This window comes from Bradyrhizobium sp. CIR18 (genome assembly GCF_014198295.1).
Classification (GTDB): domain Bacteria; phylum Pseudomonadota; class Alphaproteobacteria; order Rhizobiales; family Xanthobacteraceae; genus Bradyrhizobium.
This window is the reverse complement of record NZ_JACIHF010000009.1, coordinates 1-23,262: the sequence shown is the minus strand read 5'-3', so window position 1 is coordinate 23,262 and position 23,262 is coordinate 1. Positions and strand designations below refer to the sequence as shown.

Below are 23,262 nucleotides of genomic sequence, written 5' to 3'. Positions count from 1 at the left end.
CTCGCAGCCTCGTTTTGTTAACCGGTCTCCTGCGCAGAGTGATGCTGATGACGTTTGAAGCCTATGAATCGGTCGTCGACGAGAGCGGCTACGAGGCGCGGGGCCGCGAGCGGCAGGCGCTCAGCCTCGGCATCGACCGGCTCGAGCGGATTCAGCGAGGCGTGTTCCGCCTCGAGGATCTGGTCGAGAGCCTGCTCTATGTGCGGCGGCTATGGACGATCTTCATCGAGGATCTCTCGCACCCCGAGAACGGCCTTCCGGACAAGCTGCGCGCCGACATCATCTCGATCGGCCTGTGGGTCGTCAAGGAGGCCGATCGGCTTCGCGAGGAGAAGTCGAACGACGTGATGCAGCTCATCGAAATCAACCGCCTGATCCGAGACGCTCTTTGATGAAGATCTCCTTGCGGGCGGGCGAACGGATCTACATCAACGGCGCGGTGCTGCGCGTGGACCGCAAGGTCTCCGTCGAGCTGGTCAACGACGTGATGTTCCTGCTCGAAGGGCAGGTCATGCAGGCGTCCGACGCCACCACGGCGCTGCGGCAGCTCTACTTCATCGTCCAGCTCATGCTGATGAACCCGACCGACATCCGCGACGCCGCGGCGCTCTACGCCCAGCATCACGCGGCTCTGTGTGCGGTGTGCGAGAGCCGCGAGATGCTGGACGGACTGGGCGCGGTCGACGAGCTGGTCGAGGCGACCCGCTACTTCGAGGCGCTGAAGCGGATCCGGGCCCTGTTCCCGGTGGAGCAGGCCATCCTGGCCGGCGCCATCACCGAGTCCCCATTCCAGGCTGCCTGACAGCGGAGAGCTACATGAACGTCAACAGCGCGACCGACAGCACGAGCAAGTCGTCCAGTTCGACCGGCTCCACCAATTCGACCTCGAGCAACAGCGTCGACTACAACACGTTTCTTCAGCTTCTCGTCGCCGAGATGAAGAACCAGGATCCGACCAATCCGATGGATACCTCGCAATATATGAGCCAGTTCGCACAGCTCTCGACGGTCGAGCAGGCCATGCAGACCAACTCGAAGCTGGATGCGCTGCTGTCCTCGCAGTCGTTGTCACAGGCCAACGGCCTGATCGGGAAGACCGTCAGCTTCACCGACGCCACCGGCGCCAGCTTCAGCGGCAAGGTCGTCTCGGTCTCCATCAACACCGACGGCTCCATCGCGACCCTTGAGAACGGCACCAAGGTCGCGGTCGGGCCGGGACTCACGATCAGCCAGTCATGAACGAACGGGACGCTCTCGACATCGTCCAGGCTGCAATCTGGACCATCATCGTCGCCTCCGGGCCCGCGGTCGGCGCCGCCATGCTGGTCGGCACCATCATTGCGCTGATCCAGGCCCTGACCCAGATCCAGGAGGTGACGCTGACCTTCGTTCCGAAGATCATCGTCATTCTCCTGGTCGTTGCCGTCTCCGGCTCCTTCATCGGCGCGCACCTCTCCACCTTCACCGAGATGGTCTATTCGCAGATCGAGCGCGGCTTCTGATCCGCGCCGGCGATCTGCCACCATCCCCGCGTAAGCTTTGCCGGGCAGATTAGGGGTGGACCCCCTGCCGGTGACCCATGGCCGATACGTTAGCTGCTAGCCTGCCGACCCCACGACGATTGGGGGCCGACGCCTTTTTCGCCGGCGGTATCGTGGCCATGCTCACGATCCTGTTCCTGCCGATCCCGCCGATCCTGATCGATCTCGGCCTTGCGTTCTCGATCGCGCTGTCGGCGCTGATCCTGATGGTCGCGCTGTGGATCCAGCGACCGCTCGACTTCTCGGCCTTCCCGACCGTGCTGCTGATCGCGACCATCCTGCGGCTGGCGCTGAACGTCGCGACCACCCGCCTGATCCTGTCGCGCGGCGGGGAGGGCGAGCAGGCCGCCGGCCACGTCGTCGCCGGCTTCTCCAAGTTCGTCATGGGCGGCGACTTCGTCATCGGCCTGATCATCTTCGCCATCCTGGTCACCGTGAATTTCGTCGTGATCACCAAGGGCGCGACGCGTATCGCCGAAGTCGGCGCCCGTTTCACCCTCGACGCCATCCCCGGCAAGCAGATGGCGATCGACGCCGATCTGTCGGCGGGCCTGATCGACGACAAGGAAGCCCAGCGCCGGCGCCGCGAGCTCGAAGAAGAGAGCGCGTTCTTCGGTGCCATGGACGGTGCCTCGAAATTCGTTCGAGGCGATGCCATCGCCGGCCTGATCATCACCGCGATCAACATTTTCGGCGGCATCATCATCGGCGTCACCCATCACGGCCTGACGTTGTCGCGCGCCGCCGACGTCTACACGAAGCTCTCCGTCGGCGACGGTCTGGTGTCGCAGATGCCGGCGCTCATCGTGTCGCTGTCGGCCGGCCTCTTGGTCTCCAAGGGCGGCACGAGAGGATCGGCCGAGCAGGCCGTGCTGCGCCAGCTCGGCGGCTATCCCCGCGCGGTGTCGGCCGCCGCGCTGATGATGTTCGTGCTCGCCTTGATGCCGGGGCTGCCGTTGGCGCCCTTCGTGCTGCTCGGCGGCGTCATGGCCTTCGTCGGCTACTCGCTGCCGAAGCAGCAGGCGGCTTTGAAGCAGAAGGAGGACGCGCGCAAGGCCGACGAGCGCGCCCAGGCTGAGGCCAAGGAATCCGTCAAGGACCAGCTCAAGACCGCCGAGATCGAGCTGGCGCTCGGCGGCCATCTTTCGGTCCATCTGCTGGGCTCGCGCACCGAGCTGGCCCACCGCGTGGCCAAGATCCGCAAGAAGTTCGCCAAGCAGTACGGCTTCGTCATTCCCGAGATCAAGCTCAGCGACAATCTGTCGATCGACCCCAAGGGCTACCAGATCCGGATCCACGACACCCGCGTCGCCCATGGCGAGCTCAGGCTCGGCGAGGTGCTGGTGCTGGTCGACAAGGACGGCAAGCCCGACGTGCCCGGCGAAGAGGTGGTCGAACCCGCTTTCGGCATGAAGGCGCTGTGGGTGACGGAAGCCTTCACGGACGAAGTCAAGCGGCAGGGCTGCAAGCCGGTCGACAATCTGTCGGTGCTGCTCACGCATCTGAGCGAGGTGATCCGGGCGAACCTCGCCCAGCTCCTGTCCTACAAGGACATGCGCGCGCTGCTCGACCGGCTCGATCCCGAGTACAAGCGCCTCGTCGAGGATCTCTGCCCGTCGCAGATCTCCTATTCCGGCCTGCTGGCGATCCTGAAGATCCTGCTGGCCGAGCGGGTCTCGATCCGCAATCTTCACCTCATCCTCGAGGCGATCGCCGAGATCGCACCTCATGTGCGGCGCTCCGAGCAGGTCGCAGAGCACGTGCGGACCCGGCTTGCCCAGCAGATCTGCGGCGATCTCTCCGACAACGGCGTGCTCAACGTCGTCCGGCTCGGCAACCGCTGGGACCTGGCGTTCCATCAGAGCCTGAAGCGCGACGCCAAGGGCGACGTCGTCGAGTTCGACGCCGATCCGCGCCTGATCGAGCAGTTCGCGACCGAAGCCAGCGCCGCGATCCGCAAGTTCACCGAGAACGGCACCAGCGTCGTGCTGGCGGTGACGCCGGAAGCCCGGCCCTATGTCCGGATGATCCTGGAGCGGGTGTTCCCGACCTTGCCGATCCTGTCGCATGTCGAAGTCGCGCGCAGCGCCGAGATCAGGGCGCTCGGAGCGGTGTCGTGATCAGCGGCCTTGCCGACAGCGTGCTGGTGACGTTCATCGTGTTCTGCCGCATCGGCGCCTGCCTGATGCTGGTGCCCGGCTTTTCCAGCGTCAACGTTCCGGCCCAGGTCCGCCTGTTCGTCGCGCTCGTCACGACCTTCGCGCTGACGCCGATCCTGATCGCGGTGCTGAAGCCGCTCACGGACAACGCCGCGCCGCTGACGCTGGCGCTCCTGATCTGCTCCGAGCTCGTGGTCGGCAGCGTCATCGGGCTCGGCGGGCGGGTGTTCTTCCTCGCGCTCCAGACCATGGCGACCGTGATGGCGAGCGCGATCGGGCTCAGCAACATCCCGGGAACGCCGGTTGCCGACAGCGATCCGGCGCCGGCGCTGGTGCCGCTGATCATGGTGTCGGTCACCACGCTGTTCTTCATGACCGACCAGCATTGGCAGGTCCTGCGCGGGCTGATGAACTCCTACGACGTCTGGCGTCCCGGCGACAGGCTCGGCGGCGGCATGGCACTCGACCTGCTCGTCGGCCGCCTGTCGGAAGCATTCGTGCTGACGCTGCGGATCGCCAGCCCGTTCATCGTCTATTCGGTGATCGTCAACCTGGCGGTCAGCCTGATCAACAAGCTGACGCCGGCGATTCCGGTCTATTTCATCTCCGTGCCCTTCGTGCTGTTCGGCGGCTTCCTGCTGCTCTACCTCACGAGCGACGAGCTGCTGACGCAATTCATGCTCGGCCTCTCGTCCTGGCTGGCGGAGTGAGCCTGTGATGACGTCCCGCGCGGACAAGCTCGGCCGGATGGTTTCGCTGGTGAAGCTCCAGCTCCGGCTGTCCGAATGGCAGCTCGCGCAGCTGCGGCAGCAGGAGAGAAGCCTGCGGGACGAGCAGGAATGGCTGGTGGGAGCCCTGAATGATGGGAAGCCGCCGGCGGGATCGTCGAGCGATTCGATCGCGCGGCGCTTGAACAGGACGAGCGTCGGTGCGCGCGCGATCCAGACGCAGGCCGCGCAGCAGCTCGACCAGGTCCGCGCCGAGAGCCGCCGCGTGAAGCAGCTCGAGCAGGTCGCGAAGGCGGCGCTGGCCGACAAGCTCCGTGACGCCGAGAAGCGCTCCCTCGAGGAGATGACGGGAATAAGCCCAGCCGTGCGCGCGTGGACGCCACGGCCAGCCAATCGGAACAAGCCATGATCGTGACCGCGACGCCCGACCTCGTTCTCGACGTCCTCGAGGCCGCCGATCCCGTGACCCAGCGCGCGGCGACCGCGAAACTCGATGCACTGAAATCCTCCGATGCCGACTTCGCCGCCACGATGGACGCGGAGGCCGGCAAGGCGGCGGCGGCTGCCGAGCAGCCCGCCACGAAGGTTTCCGAGGCGCAGTCGGATGTGGTGAACGGGCCGCCGGTGCGGATGATCAAGGCGCCGGCGTCCGGCGAGGTGTACCGGAAGTTCGAAGCTTTCATCCTCCAGACCTTCGTCGAGACGATGCTGCCGAAGGAATCAGAGCAGGTCTTTGGCAAGGGCACGGCCGGCGGCGTCTGGAAGTCGATGCTGGCGGAGCAGCTCGGCAGCCAGCTGGCAAAGGGCAACGGCGTTGGCATCGCCAAGCAGCTGGCCGCCGCTAATCCGGCGGGGCCGAACGGTGCTGGCAAGGCTGGATGATGATCCTCGAACGGGTGACAGAAGTTGAAGGGTGGATTTCCTATGCAGGCACAAGACAGCGCGGCGGCCATGGTGATCGAGCAGCCGATCGTGGACACCGGGATGATGACGACGGAAGCAGCAGAAGCCGATGCGCTGCTGCCGGTGCTGCTGCCGGTCATGAGCGGCGAGGTCGTGGTCGACGGCGCGGATGCGGCGAGATCGGATGAAGTGCGCGGCCTGCTGGCAGCGATCGGCCGGCTCGAGAGCATCGTCGAGGAGGAGACGGTCGCGCTCACGACGCGTCAGAAGATCGATTTCGACGACTTCAGCGCGCGGAAGAGCCGGAGCATGCTCGAATTCGTCCGCCTGATGCGGGCGCGGATGCATCTCGGCGGCGACGTCGAGGTCACCGAGGAAATTCGGCGGCTGCGCGAGAAGCTCGAGCGGAATCGCTCGATCCTCGAAATGCACTACGACGCGGTGCGCGAGGTCGCGGGCATCATCGTCAAGGCGATCAAGGAGGCCGAGTCGGACGGCACCTATACCGGCCGCGCAGCACAGGACGGAAAATGATCAGACTGGTGCTGGCCGGGCTCTGGGTATGCATCCTCACCGCGGGCACGAGCTATGGCGTGGCCTATTGGAAGGAGAACGGCAGCCTGCTGCCGGCGAAGGACGAATATCTCGACGGGCTGCAATACCAGAAGACCCGGGCATTGAGCGTGCCCATGGTCGAGAATGGCAATGTGCAGGGCTATATCGTCGCGCGCTTCGTCTACACCGTGGAGGCGCGGACGATGCACCAGCTCAACGTTCCGCCGGAGCCGTTCGTCGTCGACGAGGCCTTTCGCAGGATCTATGCCGACGACCGTCTCGACTTCAGGAAGCTCGCCCGCTACGACCTCTCCATCCTGACGGCCGCCATCAAGCAGCGCGTCAACGAGCGGATGCAGGCTGACGTCGTCCAGGACGTCCTGGTCGAGGATTTCAATTACGTCTCCAAGGAAGAATTTCAGCAGAAGCCGTAGAACGTGATGCCGGGGCTATCGCATTTGGCGCTTTGCGCGAGCTGAGCGCGCGCCTCGTCCTTCGAGACGACCGCTTCGCGGTCTCCTCAGGATGAGGCTAAGCGGGCATCGACACTCGTCAAAACTGGCGCAACGCTCTCGGTCCTCATCCTGAGGGCCCGCCAACGGCGGGCGTCTCGAAGGATGGCCACAGGCGAAATCGCGCCCATATGCGATTGCCCTGCTCACCAGGGGTAGGGGAACGCAGCTCCATCGGGGCACTCGTAGGGTTCATCCCATCCGTCTCCCGCCCCGAACGTGCAACGGCCTCTGCGAAGGTGCTTCGCAGAGGCCGTTGTTGGTTTCGCCCGCAGGCTTGTGCCGTGTCAGTTGTTGACCGGATAGGCGGCCGGGACGGCATGCGCCCTGTTCAGGATGATGCCGACCTCGTCGAGCTCCTGCATCGGCACGTCGAGGGTCTCGCCGGCGGGGATGTCGAGGCGGTAGCCGACGTAACGCCGGGCCACGATCGCATCGAAGCCGAGGCGGTCGCGAAGCTTCTTGCGCAGCTTGCTGACGTGACTCTCGATCACGCTCTCGTCGAAGGTGGACTCGAAGATGCCGTAGACCGCGTTGAAGATCTGCGTCTTGGTGATCCACTTGCCGTGATTGCTGACCATATATTCGAGAATGCGCAGTTCGCGGCGGGGCAGGGTGAGGGCGTGGCCCGCGATCTCGGGGTCACGGCCGTTGAAGAAGACCTGGATCCTGCTCTCGCAGGGCCTCGGCAACTCGCCCACCCGGCGGCGCGCGATCGCGGCCGTTCGGGCCAGGATCTCGCGCAGGTGGATCGGCACGTGCACGACGTCGTCGACGCCCGACTCGAACAGCTCCAGCGTGTTCTTGAGCATCTTCTGGCCGCTCATGGCGATGATGGGAGCCGAGGAACGCTTGCGCATCGCCCGCGGCAGGCTTCCGCGGGCATCGCAATCCCCGAGAAGGAAGGCGTCCACCGCCGCCAGATCCGATTCACTGGCGGATTGCAGCCAGTCCCAGAATTCTCCGGAGGAGAAGCCGATCGACGATACGCCTTCGCGAACGAGCCCTCCGACATAGCTGTTCGCGACGCTCTCGCGATCATCAACGATAATATACATCAGTCTTTCGCCCCTGTTTCGCACCTGTCGCCGCCGGTTGGTTGTTGTGATGCCCGGCTCGGCAACGATGCTGTTTGACGACATTCCTTCCCGCGAACCGTTGTTATGGTTTCGATATTCGCGGGCAGCCCTACGCATTCAGTGCCTGCGTCTCGCAGGCCTGTTACTTCAACTCGATACTGAACGCTTACTGCGTGAGGCCCGGCGGGTGTCTTACGGATCACCTCGCGGGGCGGATTGAGAAACGACCTAGAACAGTTGCGCCAAGTTGCTCATCGCGTCCGAACGCCACTGAATCTGTGTCGATCTCCTCGCCAACTGGCGAGAATCACTTGAGTAAGACCGTAACAATTGCCGATTTCCGATCAAGCGTGCGTAACAAAGCGATTGCTACGTGTGCTTGATGCTGTTGGTTTGTTTCGGGTTGTTTCTTGATATATTCAAACGCATCAGTTGATTTGGAAACTAAACTAGTTCTGCATCGTGATGGGTCTAAGGTTCCGCATCCCCGTACAATCACAGCTATTTTAGGTGGTGTGGGGGATGAGGCATATCGAGGGGTTTTCAACCCGGGATTGACTCTCATGGACGTGTTTCCCCGTGCGACAATTCGACTCACGTGTGGCGGCGCGACTCCAGCTTGGCGAAATCTTGGCGAGTGTGTGTCTTTCGAGTCGCACTCTCGCCACGTGCATGACGCGATTGACTCATGTGACGTCGCATTGCGCGCGATGGAAAAGTTTTCGATGCGCACGTTTCAGGCAAGCTTCGGCAAATAACGTCACCGTTCGACAGATCGAACCGAACGGAGCATTTTCACATGTTGTCCGATGGACAAGCTCGTCCCAACGCGACCGCTGATGTTTCCGCGACGACGAAGCCGACTCCCGAAGCACGCGATACGAAGGACGATATGGCGCGAGCGCCCAGGCCCGCTGCGGGCGCAAAGCGGGCATCGGCCGCGGCAAGCGATGAAGCTCTCGCGAAGGAGGCACTCGAGGGGCTGAAACGTATTCGCGCCAAGGCGCGTCTCGACAAGATGGCGATCCCCAAGCCCGCGCCGACCGTGATCAAGCCGGCCGTGATCGTCGCCAAGCCCGCGCCGCCCCGTCCGACATGGGTTGCGCCGCTCGCAACATTGGCGGTCGCCGCCATGTTGGTGGTCTGCGCCTGCACCGGCGTGATCGCCTATCTCACCACGCAGCCCGCCCAGAACAACGTTGCAGCCAATACGGAGATCAGGAATCTGCGCGAGACCGTCGCGCATCTGCGCAAGCAGGTGTCGGGCGTGTCGGAGAATCTCGACGGCCTGCGCACCGCGGTGGATCAATCGAGCAAGGCGACCAATGACCGTTTCGGCAGGTTCGCCGAGAATTTGGACCGTATCGAGCGGGTGAGCTCGTCCTCGACAGTGAAGCTCGACAAGCTCGCTCAAGCGCAGGTTCAGACGCCGGCTCCGGCGCCGGCCATGGTGCAATCGCAGCCCTCGCCACAGCAAGGATCGATGCTGGCCTCGGCCGCAGCACCCGAGTTCACGGGCTCGGTGTCTCCGTCGGAGCGCGCGCCGGCGCCGCGGAAGGTGATCAAGGGCTGGTCGGTCCGCCAGGCCTATGAAGGCATTGCGATCCTGCAGGGTCCGAACGGCGTCATCGAGGCGGTGCTGGGACAGCAGGTGCCCGGCCTTGGCCGCATCGAGGAGATCAGGAGCGAGAACGGGCGCCTGGTGGTGGAGGCGAGCGGCGGTGTCATCTATTCGTCACGCAAGGCGACGCCCTGATCGAGGGCTGTCCTCTATTGGCGGTGATGCTCGAAGCTGGTGCATAGCAGATCGACCTCCGCCTCCGCGATCGGCGAGCGAAACAGGCGGCAGCTGAACTCGGCCGCTGCCTTGCTGTCGGTGGTGGTGCGCTCCTCGCGGAGGAAGATGCATCGCTTGCAGACGTCGGTGTGGTGCCGCTGCTCGGCCGCGTCCGACTGATCCAGCACGTGCCGGAACGTGTCGCGGAAGCGGATCTTGACCTCGTCGTCGAGGACGGCAATCGCATCGATCAGAACGCTGACGGGGTCGCGTACCAGGAACTTCTTGCCCTGCTGCGTCACGCTCAGCATCACCGAGCGCTTGTCGGTGGCCGAGCGTTTTCGTTCGATATAGCCCAGCCGCTCGAGCTCCCCGATGATGAACGAGGCGGTGCCGCGCGTGGTGCCGACGTAACTCGCGAGTGCCGAAGGCGTCCGGGAAAAACGGTTGGCGCGGGAAAGGAATCGCAGTGCCATCCACTCGCGGTCGCGCAGGCCGTGCTTGGTGCCTTCGAACCACAGGATTCGTGCGACTTGCTCCAACAGTTCAATCGATTCGCGAGCCAAATTCATTTCAATTCCAGATCGGATAAAGCTTTATTCAATTGAGCCTTGGGGTGCGCAATCTGTGTGGACGGAATGAAGTCCTCGCGTGACCCTTCGTCCGTTGCCGGACGGCGGACCGCGCGTGGGGAAGAAGCTCTCTCTGCAGAGATGGAACTTCCGGCCGTGGAACTAGGGCGTCACAAAGAAAGTTCGAGTAAATCGCACGGCTCAAGTCCGCTGAAAATTTCAATCAAATGACGACGGCTCGCACGTGATTGACGGTGATGTGCCGATGCGCGAGCAACATGATGTGTCATTATTGCCGCTGCGGTGTCCATTTGTTGCGAGTGAGCGCGTCGAATGCGCGCACACGCGCATCAGCCGCAGCAATTGGCGGTGCGGGCAGCCGTGAGAGAACCGTCTTTTTCGGTTAATGGATGTTGCGATGCAGTGCAGCTAGACGGTTAAGTCCGGCGCACGAGCGATGGGTGTCAGAGTGTCGTTGGGACTCGAAATAGTCAGCGCCATTCAACGTCGTGCAGCATTGGCAGCCACGGTCGCCTGGCACGGTCTGGCCTGAAAGCGCGCGTGCTCGCAGGCTGGTGATTTGCATCTCGCCGGCAACTATTGGCGAATGCGTCGCCCCCGGGGGGCATCAGCACAGGCAGCAGCAAGGGATAGACCGATGAGCTTCGAAACCACCATGACATCCGACGTCGTCGGGTTGACGAAAGCCGCCCCGGTTTCGCGTCGCGGATTCATGAGCGCCACCGCGGCCGTCGCCGCCGGCTACACGCTTGCGGCCGGGCCCGTGCGCGCCGAGGCGATCACGACCGACGCCAATGGTCTCCAGGTCGGTGACGCCAGGATCAAGGTCGGCTCCGAAGAGATGCCCGTCTATTTCGCCCGTCCCGCCGGCAATACCAAGGCGCCGGTGATCATCGTGGCGATGGAGATCTTCGGCCTGCACGAATACATCAAGGACGTGACGCGGCGCCTCGCCAAGCTTGGTGCGTTCGCAATCGCGCCTGACTATTACTTCCGCAAAGGCATCGATCTGACCAAGGTCGCCGAGGTCAAGGATCTGTTGCCGGTGGTCAATGCCAAGCCGGACGCGGAGCTCATGTCCGATCTCGACGCGACGGTGGCATGGGCAGGATCGCAGGGCGGTGACACGGTCAAGCTCGGCATCATCGGCTTCTGCCGGGGCGGTCGCACGGTCTGGGAATATGCCGCCCACAGCGGCGCGCTCAAGGCCGGCGTCGCCTTCTATGGCACCTTGGTCGACCCCGAAAATCCGCTGTTGCCGAAGAGCCCGATGCAGCTCGCCCCCGAGATGAAGGCGCCGGTGCTCGGCCTTTATGGTGGCGCCGATACCGGCATTCCCGTCGCCCAGGTCGAGCAGATGAAGGCCGCGCTCGAGCAGAGCAAGAAGACGGCCGGGTTCAAGATCTACCCCGAAGCGCCGCACGGCTTCCATGCCGACTACCGCGGCAGCTACCGCAAGGACGCCGCGGAAGATGCCTGGAAGCAGGCGCAGGCCTGGTTCAAGAAGTACGGCGTGTTGAGCTGAGCGCTGGGTCAAAACAAAAGGGCGGCCCGATCGGCCGCCCTTTTTCGTTCAGTGCGTGCCGATCTCACTTCACCATCGCACCATAGACGATGTCCTGAACCTGCTCGCGATAATACTTCCTGAGCTCGCCCGGCCCAGCCGTTCCCACCACGACGACGAGACGCTCCTTCGGGTCGCAGAAGAATTGCGTTCCGTAGGCGCCGTTCCAGGTGAACTCGCCGGGATTGCCGGGGACCGACGACAGCCCTTCGCTGGTGCGAACCGCGACCGAAAGGCCGAAGCCGAAGCCGCCGCGATGCGGCTCGACATTGCCCACGTTGTTCTTGATCTCGGGGCCAAGATGGTTGGTCGTCATGTGATGCACGGTCTTCGGACCGAGGATGCGCTGGCCGTCGAGCTCGCCGCCGTTGAGCAGCATCTGCCCGAAGCGGGCGTAGTCGCCGACCGTCGCAAACGAGCAAGCGCCGCCGCAGTCGAACTTGGTCGGGGTGTCGAGCAGCTTGATCGCCTGCGGCTTGCCCGTCAGCGGATCGTTGGCAAACGGGCGGGCGAGGCGAGGGCGCTGCGCGTCGGTCGGATGGAAAGTCGCGTCCTTCATGCCGAGCGGCTGCCAGACATTGGCGGCGAGATACTCGCCGAGCTTCTGCTCGCTCACCTTCTCGACGACGGCGCCGAGCACGTCGATCGAGAAGCCGTATTCGAATTCGGTCGAGGGCTGATGCGCCAGCGGCAGCTTGGTGATGCGGTCGATGAAGGCCTGCGTGTCGCCTTCGATCGCCGGCGCGATGCCGTCAGGGTATTGCCGCGCCACCGGGCTCGAACTGTCGGGACGGCCGCCATACATCAATCCGGACGTATGCCGGTAGAGATCGTGGATGAAGATCGGCGAAGCCTGCGGCTCGAGCTTGAGCGAAGCGTCCGCCTGGCTCACGCCGACCTTCATGTCGGCAAAGCCGGGATAGTAATCGGACAGCTTGGCCTGGAGGGGCAGCCGACCCTGCTCCATCAGCGTCAGGCCCGCGACCGCGGCCATCGGCTTGGTCATCGAGGCCAGCGCGAAGATCGCATCGATCGGCATCGGCGTGCCCTTGTCCGGATCGAGCATGCCGTAAGCCTTGTAGTGCACGAGCTTGCCGTCGCGCGCGATGGCGACCACCGCGCCGGGCACGCGCTTGGCGGCGATCTCGCGAGCGAAGAAATTGTCGAGGCGCGCAAGGCCCTGACTGGAGAAGCCGACATCGTCGGGTTTGGCTTCGGGCAGCGGCGCGGCGATGGCCGTGCCGAATGTGATGACGGCAGCCGCCGCCGCGATCATGGCGATCGTCTTGTTCATTATGTCCTCCCGCACGAGCTCGTTGTGTGAGCGGCTCGTTGCACGCCTAGATCACGACTGCACCGGCGCGAAGTCAAGCGCGGGCAAAGCATGTCTGGGACGCGCCGGGACGCCGGAACCCTATCGTGCTTCGCCTGCGTGCCACAGCGCATCGAGGCCGTGCCGATAGGTCGGGTGGACAAGCGCGACGCCGAGCTCGCGCTTCAGTCTCGCATTGGAGACGCGGGCGCTGCTGGCATAGAAGCTGCGCGCCATTGCCGACATCTCGGCGGTGGCGAACGCTTCTTCCGGCGGCGGCGCAACGCCCATCAGTTTCGCCGCATAGGCGATCACGTCCTGCGGCGGTGCCGGCTCGTCGTCGCAGACGTTCCAGGTCCCGCCGCCCTTGTGCTGAATCGCGGCCATGATCGCGCTCGCGATGTCGTCGACGTGGATGCGGTTGAAGACCTGGCCGGGCTTGATGATGCAACGCGCCGTTCCCGCTCGCAATGTCGCCAGCGCGTTGCGGCCGGGGCCGTAGATGCCCGCAAGCCGCAGGATCGCGGCATCGCCGTGCGCAATGTCCATCCAGGCCTGCTCGGCAGCAACCCGCATCCGGGCGCGGTCGAGGGTCGCCTGCGGCGGGGTGCTCTCGTCGACCCAGCCGCCGCCGTGATCGCCGTAGACGCCGATGGTGGAGAGATAGACGATCTTGCGGCGGCCCGCCGCCAACACGTCGCCGAACGCCGTGATGGCGGGATCGCCGCCGCTACCGGGCGGGATCGACACCACAAGGACGTCGGCATCGCGGACCTGCTCGATCGTCTCGCGTGCGAGGGGCTTGCCGGAGAAGGCGTGGACCTCGATGTCGGCAAGGCCGTTCCGCTGCGCGGGATCGCGCACGGTGCCGGCGATATGCGAGAAGCTGCCGCCATGTTTGCGGACGAAATGCCGGGCACTATAGCCGAGGCCAAGGATGAAGAGCCGCATGCGTCTCCCGTGCAGGTCGAAAGTTCCCGTCCGCGCGGTCGCGCGTCGTTTGCTCATAAGAGATTTTTGGGTCCGGCAAAAGATATTGCGATTTGTCTCGCCTTCTGCCTCGGGCGATGTTCGCCTGTCACAGGGAGGCATCGATCATGCAGGCAGAGGCGCTCGCTTTCGCCCCGGCGGATGCGCTGATCCGGCGCGCGAACGCGCTGATCTTCGACGTCGACGGCACCCTCGCCGAGACCGAGGAGCTGCATCGGCAGGCCTTCAACCATGCCTTCGCCCGCCACGGTCTCGACTGGCAGTGGGACCGCGCTCTCTACAAGGACCTGCTGCGGGTGACCGGCGGCAAGGAGCGCATGCGCGCTTACCACGAAAAGCTAGGGATCAGCCCGCCGTTGCCGGACGAGGCCATCGCCGCGCTTCACCACATCAAGACCGCGCATTACGCCGGGCTGATCGAGACCGGTTGCTGTCCCTTAAGGCCGGGCGTGATCGAGCTGCTCGCTGCGGCGAAGGCGCGCGGCCAGCGGCTGGCGATTGCGACCACGACCTCGCACGGCAACATCGATGCGCTGCTGTCGCAGGCGCTGGGGGCGAACTGGGCTGCCGAGTTCGACGCCATCGTCGCCGGTGACGATGTCAGGCACAAGAAGCCGGCACCGGACGTCTATCTGGAAACGCTGGCGCGGCTGCAGCTCGGCGCGGCCGACTGCGTGGCAATAGAGGATTCCGCCAACGGGCTGATGGCGGCCTCACGCGCCGGCATTCCGGTTCTGATCACGCGGAGCATGTTCTTTGCGGATGATGATTTTTCCGCGGCGCGGGCCGTGCTGGATGACCTGTCGGAACTCGGGGCCGCCAAACCAGAAACTGAAAAACAACCCCATGCACAGTAGATCACGCCCGCGTGTCCGCCACGTTCAGTGGACCCGGTGGCTCGTTCTATCGTCTTCAGCCTGCTCCACAATCTGCGCGATCGGGCTCGACTGATGGTGCACCAGGCGCCACTCGTCCCCGACGCGGCGAAAATGGTTCGCGGCGGCCAGGGCGGTGCCATCGACGATCTCGATGCAGAGCACGCGGGCGCTGTCGCCGTCGACGATGACCTGCGGCTCGGCGCAGACGATCTGCGGCCGCTCCGGGCTTTGCAGGATGTCGCGCCAGCTTCCGATCACCGTCGCGCGCCCGATGATGGCCGGCCAACCGGGATGGATGCAGGAGATGCCGTCGTCGTCCGCCCACATCCGTTCCATGCCGTCGAAGTCGCCGGTCGAAAACGCGGCATAAAAGGCCGCGTTGGCGGCGATGATCTTGCTGTCCTTTGCCATCGCTCTCGGGTGGGGCAAGGACAGGCAAAAATCAAGCGCGACTTCCGTTCGACCTTGTGTCCGATTTAGACCGCAGTGCAGCATTGCCCGCTCAGTGGTCAGGCCGAGACGAGCGTCTCCACGGCCCGCCGCGCACCTTCCTTGTAAAGACGGCCGAGCGCCGTGGTCACGGCCTCGCGCAGGCGCGGATCAGCACCCAGCGGCCCGAACACCTTCTGAACCCCGAGCAGTGCAGGCGCGAGCCGCTCGGCAACAGGCCCCGCCTCGCGCGCCAGCGCGGCGAATTCGGCGGCAAGGGGATCGCGCACGTCGATGGCGCGGCCTTGCTCGTCGAGGCCGGCGACATAGCGCATCCAGCCGGCCACCGCGAGCGCATGCGTTGCGATCGGCAGACCCCTCGCGAGGCGATCCTGCATCGCGCCGAGCAGCCGCTGCGGCAGCTTTTGTGAGCCGTCCATCGCGATCTGCCAGGTGCGGTGATGCAGCGCCGGATTGGCAAAGCGCTTGAGCAGCGAGGCGCGATAGGCGGCAAGGTCAGTGCCCGCAGGCATCGTCAGCGTCACCGCGGCCTCCTCCATCACCTGTGCGGCAAGCCGCGCGAAATGCGGATCCTGCATGGTGTCGGCGATGGTCTCATAGCCTGCGAGATAGCCGAGATAAGCCAGCGCCGAATGGCTGGCGTTGAGCAACCGCAGCTTCATCAGCTCGAACGGCTTGACGTCGGCGACGAGCTCGACGCCCGCTGCAGCAAGGTCGGGCCGGCCCGCGGTGAAACGATCCTCGACCACCCATTGCGTGAACGGCTCGGTCATGACAGGCCAGGCATCGCGCATGCCGAGCGCGTTCGCGACCGCATCGCGGTCGGCATCATTCGTCTCCGGAACGATGCGGTCGACCATGGTCGAGGGGAAAGCGGCATTATCCACGATCCACTTGCCGAGTTCCCTGGAGCGGAGCGCGGCGAACTGCGTCACGATCCGCTGCACGGTGTGGCCGTTGGCGGCGAGATTGTCGCAGCACAGCACGGTGAACGGCGGGGCCCCCAGCGCGCGCCGCCGCGCCAGCGCAGCGACGATGAAGCCGGGCGCCGAGCGCGGCGCGTCGAAATTGTTGAGATCATGCACGATGTCAGGATGCCGCTCGTCGAGATCGCCGGTCTGCGGCGTGTGGCAATAGCCCTTCTCGGTGACCGTCAGCGAGACGATACGAATGGCGGGATCGACCATCCGCTCGACCAACGCTGCCGGGCTTTCGCGTGCGACGACGCTGTCGAGCAGCGCGCCGATGACGCGGTGCTCGGTGCCTTCGGCGGCGCGCACGGCAACGGTATAGAGATGATCCTGCGGGGCGAGGGCGTCGCGCGTATCCGGGCTGCGCAGGCTGGCGCCGACGATGCCCCAGGACGCGGCTCCTGCGGCAAGACAATCGTCGATGACGACGGCCTGATGCGCGCGATGAAACGCGCCGAGGCCGAGATGCACGATGCCGGGCGTGATGCGCGACCGGTCGTAGGCCGGGCGGCGGACAGCTGGCGGCAGCCGGTCGAGATTGGCGCGGCCAAGGCGCATTGAACCTGGGCGCATGGACGTCTCCCCTTTGCTTTGCCGCTGCTTGACATGGCGCCCGTATCAGGTCAATGCTCCGGTCAATTGGTAAGACCAATTTTCCAAAATTGGCGGGCCGCGGGCATTTCGGGTGCCCCGCGCGACCCTTTCGGGAGGACCAGCGTGCCGCTGGAAGCTGTGGAGGCGAGAAGGCTTTACCGCCAGGTCGCCGATCAATTGCGAAGCCTGATCGACAGCGGCGAGTACGCGGTCGGCAGCCGCTTGCCGACCGAGCGCGAGCTCGCCGAGCAGCTTAGGGTGTCCCGGCCGACCGTGCGCGAAGCCTTGATTGCGCTCGAGGTCGAGGGCCGCCTGCGCATCCGCGTCGGCTCCGGCATCTATGTGATCGAGCCCGCTGCAATCGCCGCGCCCGCAGCCGCGTCCGTCATCGAGGGGCCGTTCGAGCTGCTGCGCGCCCGCGAATTCCTCGAAAGCGCCATCGCCGAACAGGCTGCGCGCGTCGCGACCAGGGACGACATCGCCCGCATCGACGCCTCGCTCATCGCGATGGAGAACGTCGAGCATCCCGGCGAAGCCTCGATGGTGCATGACCGCGCGTTTCACGTCGCGATCGCCGGCAGCCTCGGCAATGCCGTTCTGGTGCGCGTGGTCGGCGAGCTGTTCGACCAGCGCCTCAATCCCTATTTCGCGCAGCTGGCGCATTATTTCGAGAGCCCGGGCACCTGGCGCACCGCGCTCGACGAGCATCGCGCCGTGCGCGAGGCGATCGCGGCGCATGATCCGCAAGCCGCGCGCGATGCGATGCGCGCGCATCTGGCGCGGTCGCAGGAGCGCTTCGCGCAGAATTTCGGCGCCGAGAAAGCGGCGGGATCATCTTCGGGGCGGAGCCGCACCGCGCGATCCCCGGCGAAGCCGGCGGTGCCAAAGCGACCACCGAAGAAGCAGGCCAAGAGCGGCAGCGCGCGGCGGCGATGAGATTGTACGGTCCGCATCCGTGCCGGGGCGGGCGAACAAGAAGCAGACTTGAACGATGGAGGAAAAGTCGATGTTGAAGAAAATGACGATTGCCGCAGTGATGTCCGCCGCCGCGCTATTGGCTGCCACCCAGGCCAGTATGGCGCAGACCAAGCTCAAATGGGCCCATGTCTACGAGACCTCGGAGCCGTTCCACACCGCCTCGGTCTGGGCCGCGCAGGAGATCGGCAAGCGCACCAACGGGCGTTATGCGATCGACGTCTATCCGGCCTCGCAGCTCGGCAAGGAAGCCGACATCAACCAGGGCCTCTCGCTCGGCTCGGTCGACATCATCATCTCCGGCTCGAGCTTCGCGGCCAAGAGCTTCCCGCCGATCGGCGTGACTTATTATCCCTACACCTTCCGCGACGCCGATCATCTGCTCGCCTACACCAAGAGCGACATCTTCAAGGAGCTCGCCAAGGGCTATGAGGACAAGAGCGGCCACCACATCGTCGCGGTGACCTATTACGGCGTGCGCCAGACCTCGTCGAACAAGCCGATCAAGACCTGCGCCGACATGAAGGGCCTGAAGATGCGCGTGCCGGACGTGCCGGCCTATCTCGCGATGCCGCGCGCCTGCGGCGCCAACACTGCGCCGATCGCCTTCGCCGAAGTCTACCTCGCGCTCCAGAACGGCACCGTCGAGGCGCAGGAAAATCCGCTGACCACGATCGAGGCCAAGAAGTTCTACGAGGTGCAGAAGCACATCGTGCTGACCGGCCATATCGTCGATCACCTCAACACGGTGGTTGCGGGCGCGCTGTGGAAGAAGCTCTCCGACGAGGACAAGAAGATCTTCACCGACGTCGCCCAGGAAGCCGCCGCCAAGGCCACCGCGGAGATCAAGCAGAACGAGGCCAAGCTGGTCGCCTTCTTCAAGGAGAAGGGCCTGAGCGTGACCGAGGTCGACAAGAACGAGTTCCGCGACACCGTGCTGAAGAACGTCGCGTTCGAGACCTTCGGCTATCGCAAAGCCGACTGGGAAAAGATCCAGGCGGTGAAGTGACGACGTAGTCGTCATCCCGGGGCGGTCCGTAGGACCGAACTACGGTGCGCAATTGCGCACCTGAGAATCTCGAGATTCCGGGTTCGACGCGGACGCGTCGCCCCGGAACGACGATTTGGAGAGAGGTAACCCATGTCCACCGCCGAAATACACCGGCAGATCACCGCGGACGAGATCGCCCATACCTTCGAGGAGGAGGCGACGCCGAAGGTCGACCTCGGCATCTACGCGTTCGAGGACTGGGTGGCGCTCGCGATCTTCTGGGTGATGGCACTCGCCGTCTTCCTCCAGTTCTTCACCCGCTACGTGCTCAACGACAGCTACGCCTGGACCGAGGAGATTGCGACCTATTGCCTGATCGGCGTCGTCTTCATCGGCGCCTCGATGTGCGTGCGGCTGTCTCGGCACATCCAGGTCGATCTCGTCTATCGCTATCTGCCGCACCTCGTGGCGCGCGCCCTGTCGACGGTGATCGACCTGATCCGGATCGCCTTCTTCGGCTACGCCATCAAGCTGGTCTGGACTTACATCCAGATCATCGGCGACGAGCAGATGACGACGATCAATTTTCCCAAGAACTACGTCTATTACGCCGTGCTGCTCGGCTTCGTGCTGATGTTCCTGCGCTCGGTGCAGGCGGCGCTGCAACACTGGCGGCAGGGCTACTCGGTCCTCGAACGACCCGGCGCCTACGACGGATCGGAGATTTGACATCATGCTGCTGCTGCTCGGAGGCTTTCTCATCCTGATGCTGCTCGGCGTTCCCGTGGCGATCGCCATGGCCGCGTCGTCGCTGCTCTACATCCTGGTCAGCGGCGTGACGCCCGACGTCACGCTGGCGCAGCGCATGATCGCCGGCGTCGAGAGCTTTCCGCTGCTCGCGGTGCCGTTCTTCATCCTGGCCGGCAACCTCATGAACATCGCCGGCGTCACCGGCCGCATCTACAAATTCGCCGTCGCCCTGGTCGGCTGGATGCGCGGGGGCCTCGGCCACGTCAACATCATCGGCTCGGTGATCTTCTCCGGCATGTCCGGCACCGCGATCGCGGACGCCGCCGGTCTCGGCACCATCGAGATCAAGGCGATGAAGGATCACGGCTATTCCACCGAGTTCTCGGTCGGCGTCACCGCGGCCTCGGCGACGCTCGGCCCGATCATCCCGCCGTCGCTGCCCTTCGTGATCTACGGCATGATGGCCAACGTCTCGATCGGCGCGCTGTTCTTGGGCGGCGTCATCCCGGGCGTCGTGCTGACGCTGTTCATGATGGCGACGGTCACCTATTTCGCGCACAAGAACAAATGGGGCAGCGACACGCCGTTCTCCTGGCCGCAGCTCGGCTCGGCCGGCCTCGAAATCCTCATCGTGCTGTCTTTCCCGATGGCAATCTGGCTGATGGTGCTGGCCGGCCTCTCGGTCAACGTCGCCGTGGTGATCGGCCTCGGCACGTTGCTGGCAATCGACTGGTACTTCGACTTCTCGGCGGTGATGGCGCTGATGGCGCCGGTGATCCTGATCGGCGGCATGACGCTCGGCTGGTTCACGCCGACGGAGGCCGCGGTCGCGGCCGTAATCTGGTCGCTGTTCCTCGGCCTCGTCCGCTACCGCACCATGACGCTGCAGACGGTGGCGAAGGCGACGTTCGACACCATCGAGACCACGGCCTCGGTGCTGTTCATCGTCACGGCAGCCTCGATCTTCGCCTGGCTGCTGACGGTGTCGCAGGCGGCGCAGACCTTGTCGGACTGGATGCTCAGCGTCACCCACAACAAATGGGTGTTTTTGGCGCTCGCCAACGTCTTGATCCTGTTCGTCGGCTGCTTCATCGACACCACGGCGGCGATCACCATCCTGGTGCCGATCCTGCTGCCGATCGTGCTCAAGCTCGGCATCGACCCGATCCATTTCGGCCTGATCATGACGCTGAACCTGATGATCGGCCTGCTGCATCCGCCGCTCGGCATGGTGCTGTTCGTGCTCGCCCGCGTGGCCAAGCTCTCGGTCGAGCGCACCACGGTCGCGATCCTGCCCTGGCTGGTGCCGCTGATGCTCGCGCTGATCGCGATCACCTACATTCCCGAACTGACCCTCTGGCTGCCAAAATACATGGGACTCTCCAAATGACCTCCGTTGCTCTCGCCGCTACCCTGTTCGGTCCCGAAGATCTGCGCATGGTCGAGCATCCGCTCGACAAGCTGGCAGACGGCATGGTGCGCATCCGCTTCGGCGCCGGCGGCATCTGCGGTTCGGACATGCACTATTTCCGCCATGCCCGGACCGGCGATTTCGTGGTGAAGTCGCCGCTGGTGCTCGGCCACGAGATCTCGGGCGAGGTCGTGGAGATCTCCGGCGCGGCTGCGAACCTGAAGGTCGGCGACCGCGTCGCCGTCAATCCCTCGCGCTGGTGCGGCCATTGCGTCGCCTGCCGCGAGGGCCGGCCGAACCTGTGTGAGAACATCTACTTCATGGGCTCGGCCTCGAAGACGCCGCACATGCAGGGCGGCTTTGCCAATTACTTCGATGCGGTTCCCGCGCAGTGCGTGAAGATTCCCGATCACGTCTCCTACCAGGCTGCGGCGCTGGCCGAGCCCCTCGCGGTCTGCCTGCACGCGGTCGCGCGTGCCGGCAATATCGAGGGCAAGCGCGGCATCATCTTTGGTGCCGGCCCGATCGGGCTTCTGACCATGCTCGCCGCGCACCGCGCCGGCATGGCCGATATCACGGTGGCCGACATCGCGCCGGCCCCGCTGGCCTTCGCGACCAAGCTCGGTGCTTCGCATGTCGAGAACGTGTCGGCCGGGGAAGAGGGCCTGAAGGCGCAGGCCGCGTCGCGTCCCTACGACGTCGCGTTCGAGGTCTCGGGAACGGCCGCGGGCCTTGCGAGCGCCATTGGCATCGTCAGGCGCGGCGGCATCGTGGTGCAGATCGGCAATCTGCCGGGCGGCCAGATTCCGACGCCGTCGAATGCGGTGATGGCGAAGGAGATAGACCTGCGCGGCTCGTTCCGCTTCGGCTTCGAATTCTCAACCGCGGTGGAACTGATCTCCAATGGCAGCGTCGACGTGCTGTCGCTGGTCACCGCCGAGCGTCCGCTGTCGACCGCGCCGGATGCGCTCAGGCTGGCGCTCGACCGCTCGCAGAGCGTCAAGGTCGTGCTGACCGCGAATTGACTCTTGTTTTGAAGCGTTTTCTTCACGCGAACCGATACCCACTTCGCTCGAAAACGCTTTAGGAGATTGCGCATGATGCTCGAAGGCTGGCGCTGGTACGGGCCCGACGATCCTGTCTCGCTCGACGATATCAGGCAGGCCGGGGCGAGCGATATCGTCTCGGCGCTGCATCAGGTGCCGATTGGCGAAGCCTGGACACGCAAGGCGGTGGAGGAGCGCAAGAACTTCATCGAGCGCGGCCAGCCCGGCCGCTCGCAGCTGACCTGGTCGGTGGTGGAATCGATTCCGATCCCAGACGACGTCAAGCGGCTCGGCGGCAAGGCGACCAAGTCGATCGAGGCCTGGATCGCGAGCCTCGAAGCCGTCGCGGCTTCCGGCATCAAGATCATCTGCTACAATTTCATGCCGGTGGTCGATTGGTGCCGCACCGATCTGGAATGGGAGCTGCCGAACGGCGCCCGCGCCATGCGCTTCGACCAGGACCGCTTTGCCGCCTTCGAGCTGCATATCCTCAAGCGCCCTGCGGCCGTGCAGGATTATTCGCCCGAGCAGCAGGCGCGTGCGAAAGCGCTGTTCGAGCAGATGAGCCAGGCCGATATTGACTATCTCGTCATGGTGATCGCCAGCGCGCTGCCCGGCTCGACCACCGAGCCGATGACCATCCCGCAATTCCGCGATCGGCTGGAGACCTATCGCGACATCACGCCAAAGATCCTGCGGCAGCATCTCGCCGAATTCCTCGGGCGCGTGACGCCGGTGGCCGAGCAGCTCGGGGTGTCCTTGACCCTGCATCCGGACGACCCGCCGCGGCCGCTGTTCGGCCTGCCGCGTATTGCCTCCAGCGCTGATGACTACCAGGCGCTGTTCGACGCCGTGCCGTCCAGGGCCAACGGCATCTGCCTGTGCACTGGCTCGCTCGGCGTGCCCGCCGAAAACAATCTGCCTGAAATGGCCGAACGCTTCGGCCCGCGTATTGCGTTCGCCCATCTCCGCGCCACCAAGCGCGAGGCCGACGGGCTGTCGTTCTACGAGTCCGATCATCTCGACGGCGACGTCGACATGGTCGCGGTGCTCAAGGCGCTGCTCAAGGAGAACGCGCGACGCGCGCCGGACAAGCAGATCGTATTCCGTCCCGATCACGGCCACCGCATGCTCGACGACCTCGCCGCGACCAAGCGCACCAATCCCGGCTACACCGCAATTGGCCGCCTGCGCGGTCTCGCCGAGCTCCGCGGCGCGATCCGCGCGATCGAGCATCGGTGACGGTCTTCGCCTCTCCCCACGTGCGGCAGGGCTATCGCATATGGCTGAGGGTGGCCAAGAGGAATGCGTTGTCCCAGCCAGCGCGCTTGATTTTACGCCGGAGGGAAGCGCGATCCGGGTGGGTTCGCAGAACATTGAGGGCGAGCCTGCGCAGAATGGCGAGATTCTCGGGGGCGTGGTCACAGCGCGAGCGGTTGCCATCCTCAGCGAAATGGACGTCGAGAACCCAATGGAGCTGATT

26 protein-coding genes are annotated in these 23,262 nt (G+C 64.7%); 19 read left to right on the top strand and 7 right to left on the bottom strand.

The window, feature by feature from the left end; translation table 11 throughout:
• Positions 1 to 47: 47 nt before the first annotated feature.
• The 10 genes from flaF (at position 48) to GGD65_RS25280 (ending at position 6,320) form a co-directional block, all read left to right on the top strand.
• Entirely contained in the window at positions 48 to 392 is a 345-nt protein-coding gene (gene flaF, locus GGD65_RS25325) for a flagellar biosynthesis regulator FlaF (protein ID WP_026202022.1), read from the top strand.
• Complete coding sequence (gene flbT / locus GGD65_RS25320) at positions 392 to 802, top strand: flagellar biosynthesis repressor FlbT (RefSeq protein WP_018318460.1); 411 nt, start codon at positions 392 to 394, stop codon at positions 800 to 802. The genes flaF and flbT overlap by 1 nt, the downstream gene beginning before the upstream one ends.
• Positions 803 to 816: 14 nt before the next feature.
• A complete protein-coding gene (gene flgD, locus GGD65_RS25315) occupies positions 817 to 1,239 on the top strand; it encodes a flagellar hook assembly protein FlgD (protein WP_183236959.1) in 423 nt (140 codons plus the stop codon).
• Positions 1,236 to 1,502 carry a flagellar biosynthesis protein FliQ gene (gene fliQ, locus GGD65_RS25310; protein ID WP_183236958.1) on the top strand — a complete coding sequence of 89 codons (267 nt, stop codon included), beginning with the start codon at positions 1,236 to 1,238 and terminating at the stop codon, positions 1,500 to 1,502. Before flgD ends, fliQ begins: the two co-directional genes overlap by 4 nt.
• 77 nt (positions 1,503 to 1,579) lie before the next feature.
• On the top strand, positions 1,580 to 3,661 hold the full coding sequence (flhA, locus tag GGD65_RS25305) for a flagellar biosynthesis protein FlhA (protein ID WP_018318463.1): 2,082 nt from the start codon (positions 1,580 to 1,582) through the stop codon (positions 3,659 to 3,661).
• Positions 3,658 to 4,410, top strand: a complete 753-nt coding sequence (fliR, locus tag GGD65_RS25300; RefSeq protein ID WP_018318464.1) for a flagellar biosynthesis protein FliR — start codon at positions 3,658 to 3,660, stop codon at positions 4,408 to 4,410. Before flhA ends, fliR begins: the two co-directional genes overlap by 4 nt.
• Before the next feature lie 7 nt (positions 4,411 to 4,417).
• The gene (locus tag GGD65_RS25295; RefSeq protein WP_179739212.1) at positions 4,418 to 4,837 is read left to right on the top strand and encodes a hypothetical protein; all 420 of its coding nucleotides are present in this window, start codon (positions 4,418 to 4,420) and stop codon (positions 4,835 to 4,837) included.
• On the top strand, positions 4,834 to 5,310 hold the full coding sequence (locus tag GGD65_RS25290; RefSeq protein ID WP_026202024.1) for a rod-binding protein: 477 nt from the start codon (positions 4,834 to 4,836) through the stop codon (positions 5,308 to 5,310). The genes GGD65_RS25295 and GGD65_RS25290 overlap by 4 nt, the downstream gene beginning before the upstream one ends.
• A 42-nt stretch (positions 5,311 to 5,352) precedes the next feature.
• On the top strand, positions 5,353 to 5,865 hold the full coding sequence (locus GGD65_RS25285; RefSeq protein ID WP_183236957.1) for a flagellar biosynthesis protein FlgN: 513 nt from the start codon (positions 5,353 to 5,355) through the stop codon (positions 5,863 to 5,865).
• Positions 5,862 to 6,320 (top strand): hypothetical protein, encoded by a 459-nt coding sequence (locus GGD65_RS25280; protein ID WP_018318468.1) that lies wholly within the window; start codon positions 5,862 to 5,864, stop codon positions 6,318 to 6,320. Before GGD65_RS25285 ends, GGD65_RS25280 begins: the two co-directional genes overlap by 4 nt.
• A 365-nt stretch (positions 6,321 to 6,685) precedes the next feature.
• Here the strand turns inward: GGD65_RS25280 and GGD65_RS25275 are convergent, their stop codons facing one another.
• Positions 6,686 to 7,456: a response regulator transcription factor gene (locus GGD65_RS25275; RefSeq protein WP_183236956.1), complete on the bottom strand. Its 771-nt coding sequence runs from the start codon at positions 7,454 to 7,456 to the stop codon at positions 6,686 to 6,688.
• Between the two features lie 820 nt (positions 7,457 to 8,276).
• Here GGD65_RS25275 and GGD65_RS25270 point away from each other — a divergent pair.
• A complete protein-coding gene (locus tag GGD65_RS25270) occupies positions 8,277 to 9,233 on the top strand; it encodes a hypothetical protein (protein WP_183236955.1) in 957 nt (318 codons plus the stop codon).
• A gap of 14 nt (positions 9,234 to 9,247) precedes the next feature.
• On the opposite strand, the gene GGD65_RS25265 is transcribed toward GGD65_RS25270, so the two are convergent.
• Complete coding sequence (locus GGD65_RS25265) at positions 9,248 to 9,826, bottom strand: MarR family winged helix-turn-helix transcriptional regulator (protein WP_018318472.1); 579 nt, start codon at positions 9,824 to 9,826, stop codon at positions 9,248 to 9,250.
• Between the two features lie 658 nt (positions 9,827 to 10,484).
• Between GGD65_RS25265 and GGD65_RS25260 the strand changes: the two genes are divergently transcribed.
• Positions 10,485 to 11,372: a dienelactone hydrolase family protein gene (locus tag GGD65_RS25260; protein WP_179739200.1), complete on the top strand. Its 888-nt coding sequence runs from the start codon at positions 10,485 to 10,487 to the stop codon at positions 11,370 to 11,372.
• A gap of 64 nt (positions 11,373 to 11,436) precedes the next feature.
• Here the strand turns inward: GGD65_RS25260 and GGD65_RS25255 are convergent, their stop codons facing one another.
• Positions 11,437 to 12,705: a serine hydrolase gene (locus GGD65_RS25255; RefSeq protein WP_183236954.1), complete on the bottom strand. Its 1,269-nt coding sequence runs from the start codon at positions 12,703 to 12,705 to the stop codon at positions 11,437 to 11,439.
• Positions 12,706 to 12,825: 120 nt separating this feature from the next.
• On the bottom strand, positions 12,826 to 13,674 hold the full coding sequence (locus tag GGD65_RS25250) for an SDR family oxidoreductase (protein ID WP_183236953.1): 849 nt from the start codon (positions 13,672 to 13,674) through the stop codon (positions 12,826 to 12,828).
• A gap of 146 nt (positions 13,675 to 13,820) precedes the next feature.
• On the opposite strand from GGD65_RS25250, the gene GGD65_RS25245 reads away from it, so the two are divergent.
• Complete coding sequence (locus GGD65_RS25245; RefSeq protein ID WP_183236952.1) at positions 13,821 to 14,570, top strand: HAD family hydrolase; 750 nt, start codon at positions 13,821 to 13,823, stop codon at positions 14,568 to 14,570.
• A gap of 24 nt (positions 14,571 to 14,594) precedes the next feature.
• Here GGD65_RS25245 and GGD65_RS25240 read toward each other — a convergent pair whose 3' ends face one another.
• Together GGD65_RS25240 and GGD65_RS25235 are read right to left on the bottom strand one after the other, a co-directional pair.
• Entirely contained in the window at positions 14,595 to 15,002 is a 408-nt protein-coding gene (locus GGD65_RS25240; protein WP_018318475.1) for a nuclear transport factor 2 family protein, read from the bottom strand.
• A gap of 98 nt (positions 15,003 to 15,100) precedes the next feature.
• Entirely contained in the window at positions 15,101 to 16,585 is a 1,485-nt protein-coding gene (locus GGD65_RS25235; protein ID WP_183236951.1) for a mannitol dehydrogenase family protein, read from the bottom strand.
• 144 nt (positions 16,586 to 16,729) lie between these two features.
• On the opposite strand from GGD65_RS25235, the gene GGD65_RS25230 reads away from it, so the two are divergent.
• The 6 genes from GGD65_RS25230 (at position 16,730) to uxuA (ending at position 23,021) form a co-directional block, all read left to right on the top strand.
• Complete coding sequence (locus GGD65_RS25230; protein ID WP_179739185.1) at positions 16,730 to 17,542, top strand: FadR/GntR family transcriptional regulator; 813 nt, start codon at positions 16,730 to 16,732, stop codon at positions 17,540 to 17,542.
• Between the two features lie 70 nt (positions 17,543 to 17,612).
• The gene (locus tag GGD65_RS25225) at positions 17,613 to 18,590 is read left to right on the top strand and encodes a sialic acid TRAP transporter substrate-binding protein SiaP (RefSeq protein WP_183236950.1); all 978 of its coding nucleotides are present in this window, start codon (positions 17,613 to 17,615) and stop codon (positions 18,588 to 18,590) included.
• A gap of 132 nt (positions 18,591 to 18,722) precedes the next feature.
• Positions 18,723 to 19,301, top strand: coding sequence for a TRAP transporter small permease (locus tag GGD65_RS25220; protein ID WP_183236949.1), 579 nt, complete (start codon positions 18,723 to 18,725; stop codon positions 19,299 to 19,301).
• Positions 19,302 to 19,305: 4 nt separating this feature from the next.
• A complete protein-coding gene (locus tag GGD65_RS25215; RefSeq protein WP_018318480.1) occupies positions 19,306 to 20,712 on the top strand; it encodes a TRAP transporter large permease in 1,407 nt (468 codons plus the stop codon).
• Complete coding sequence (locus GGD65_RS25210; protein ID WP_179739182.1) at positions 20,709 to 21,758, top strand: L-idonate 5-dehydrogenase; 1,050 nt, start codon at positions 20,709 to 20,711, stop codon at positions 21,756 to 21,758. The genes GGD65_RS25215 and GGD65_RS25210 overlap by 4 nt, the downstream gene beginning before the upstream one ends.
• A 72-nt stretch (positions 21,759 to 21,830) precedes the next feature.
• Positions 21,831 to 23,021 carry a mannonate dehydratase gene (uxuA, locus tag GGD65_RS25205; protein WP_183236948.1) on the top strand — a complete coding sequence of 397 codons (1,191 nt, stop codon included), beginning with the start codon at positions 21,831 to 21,833 and terminating at the stop codon, positions 23,019 to 23,021.
• A gap of 31 nt (positions 23,022 to 23,052) precedes the next feature.
• Here uxuA and GGD65_RS25200 read toward each other — a convergent pair.
• On the bottom strand, positions 23,053 to 23,262 hold a 210-nt coding region (locus tag GGD65_RS25200; RefSeq protein ID WP_183236947.1), incomplete at its 5' end, for a transposase.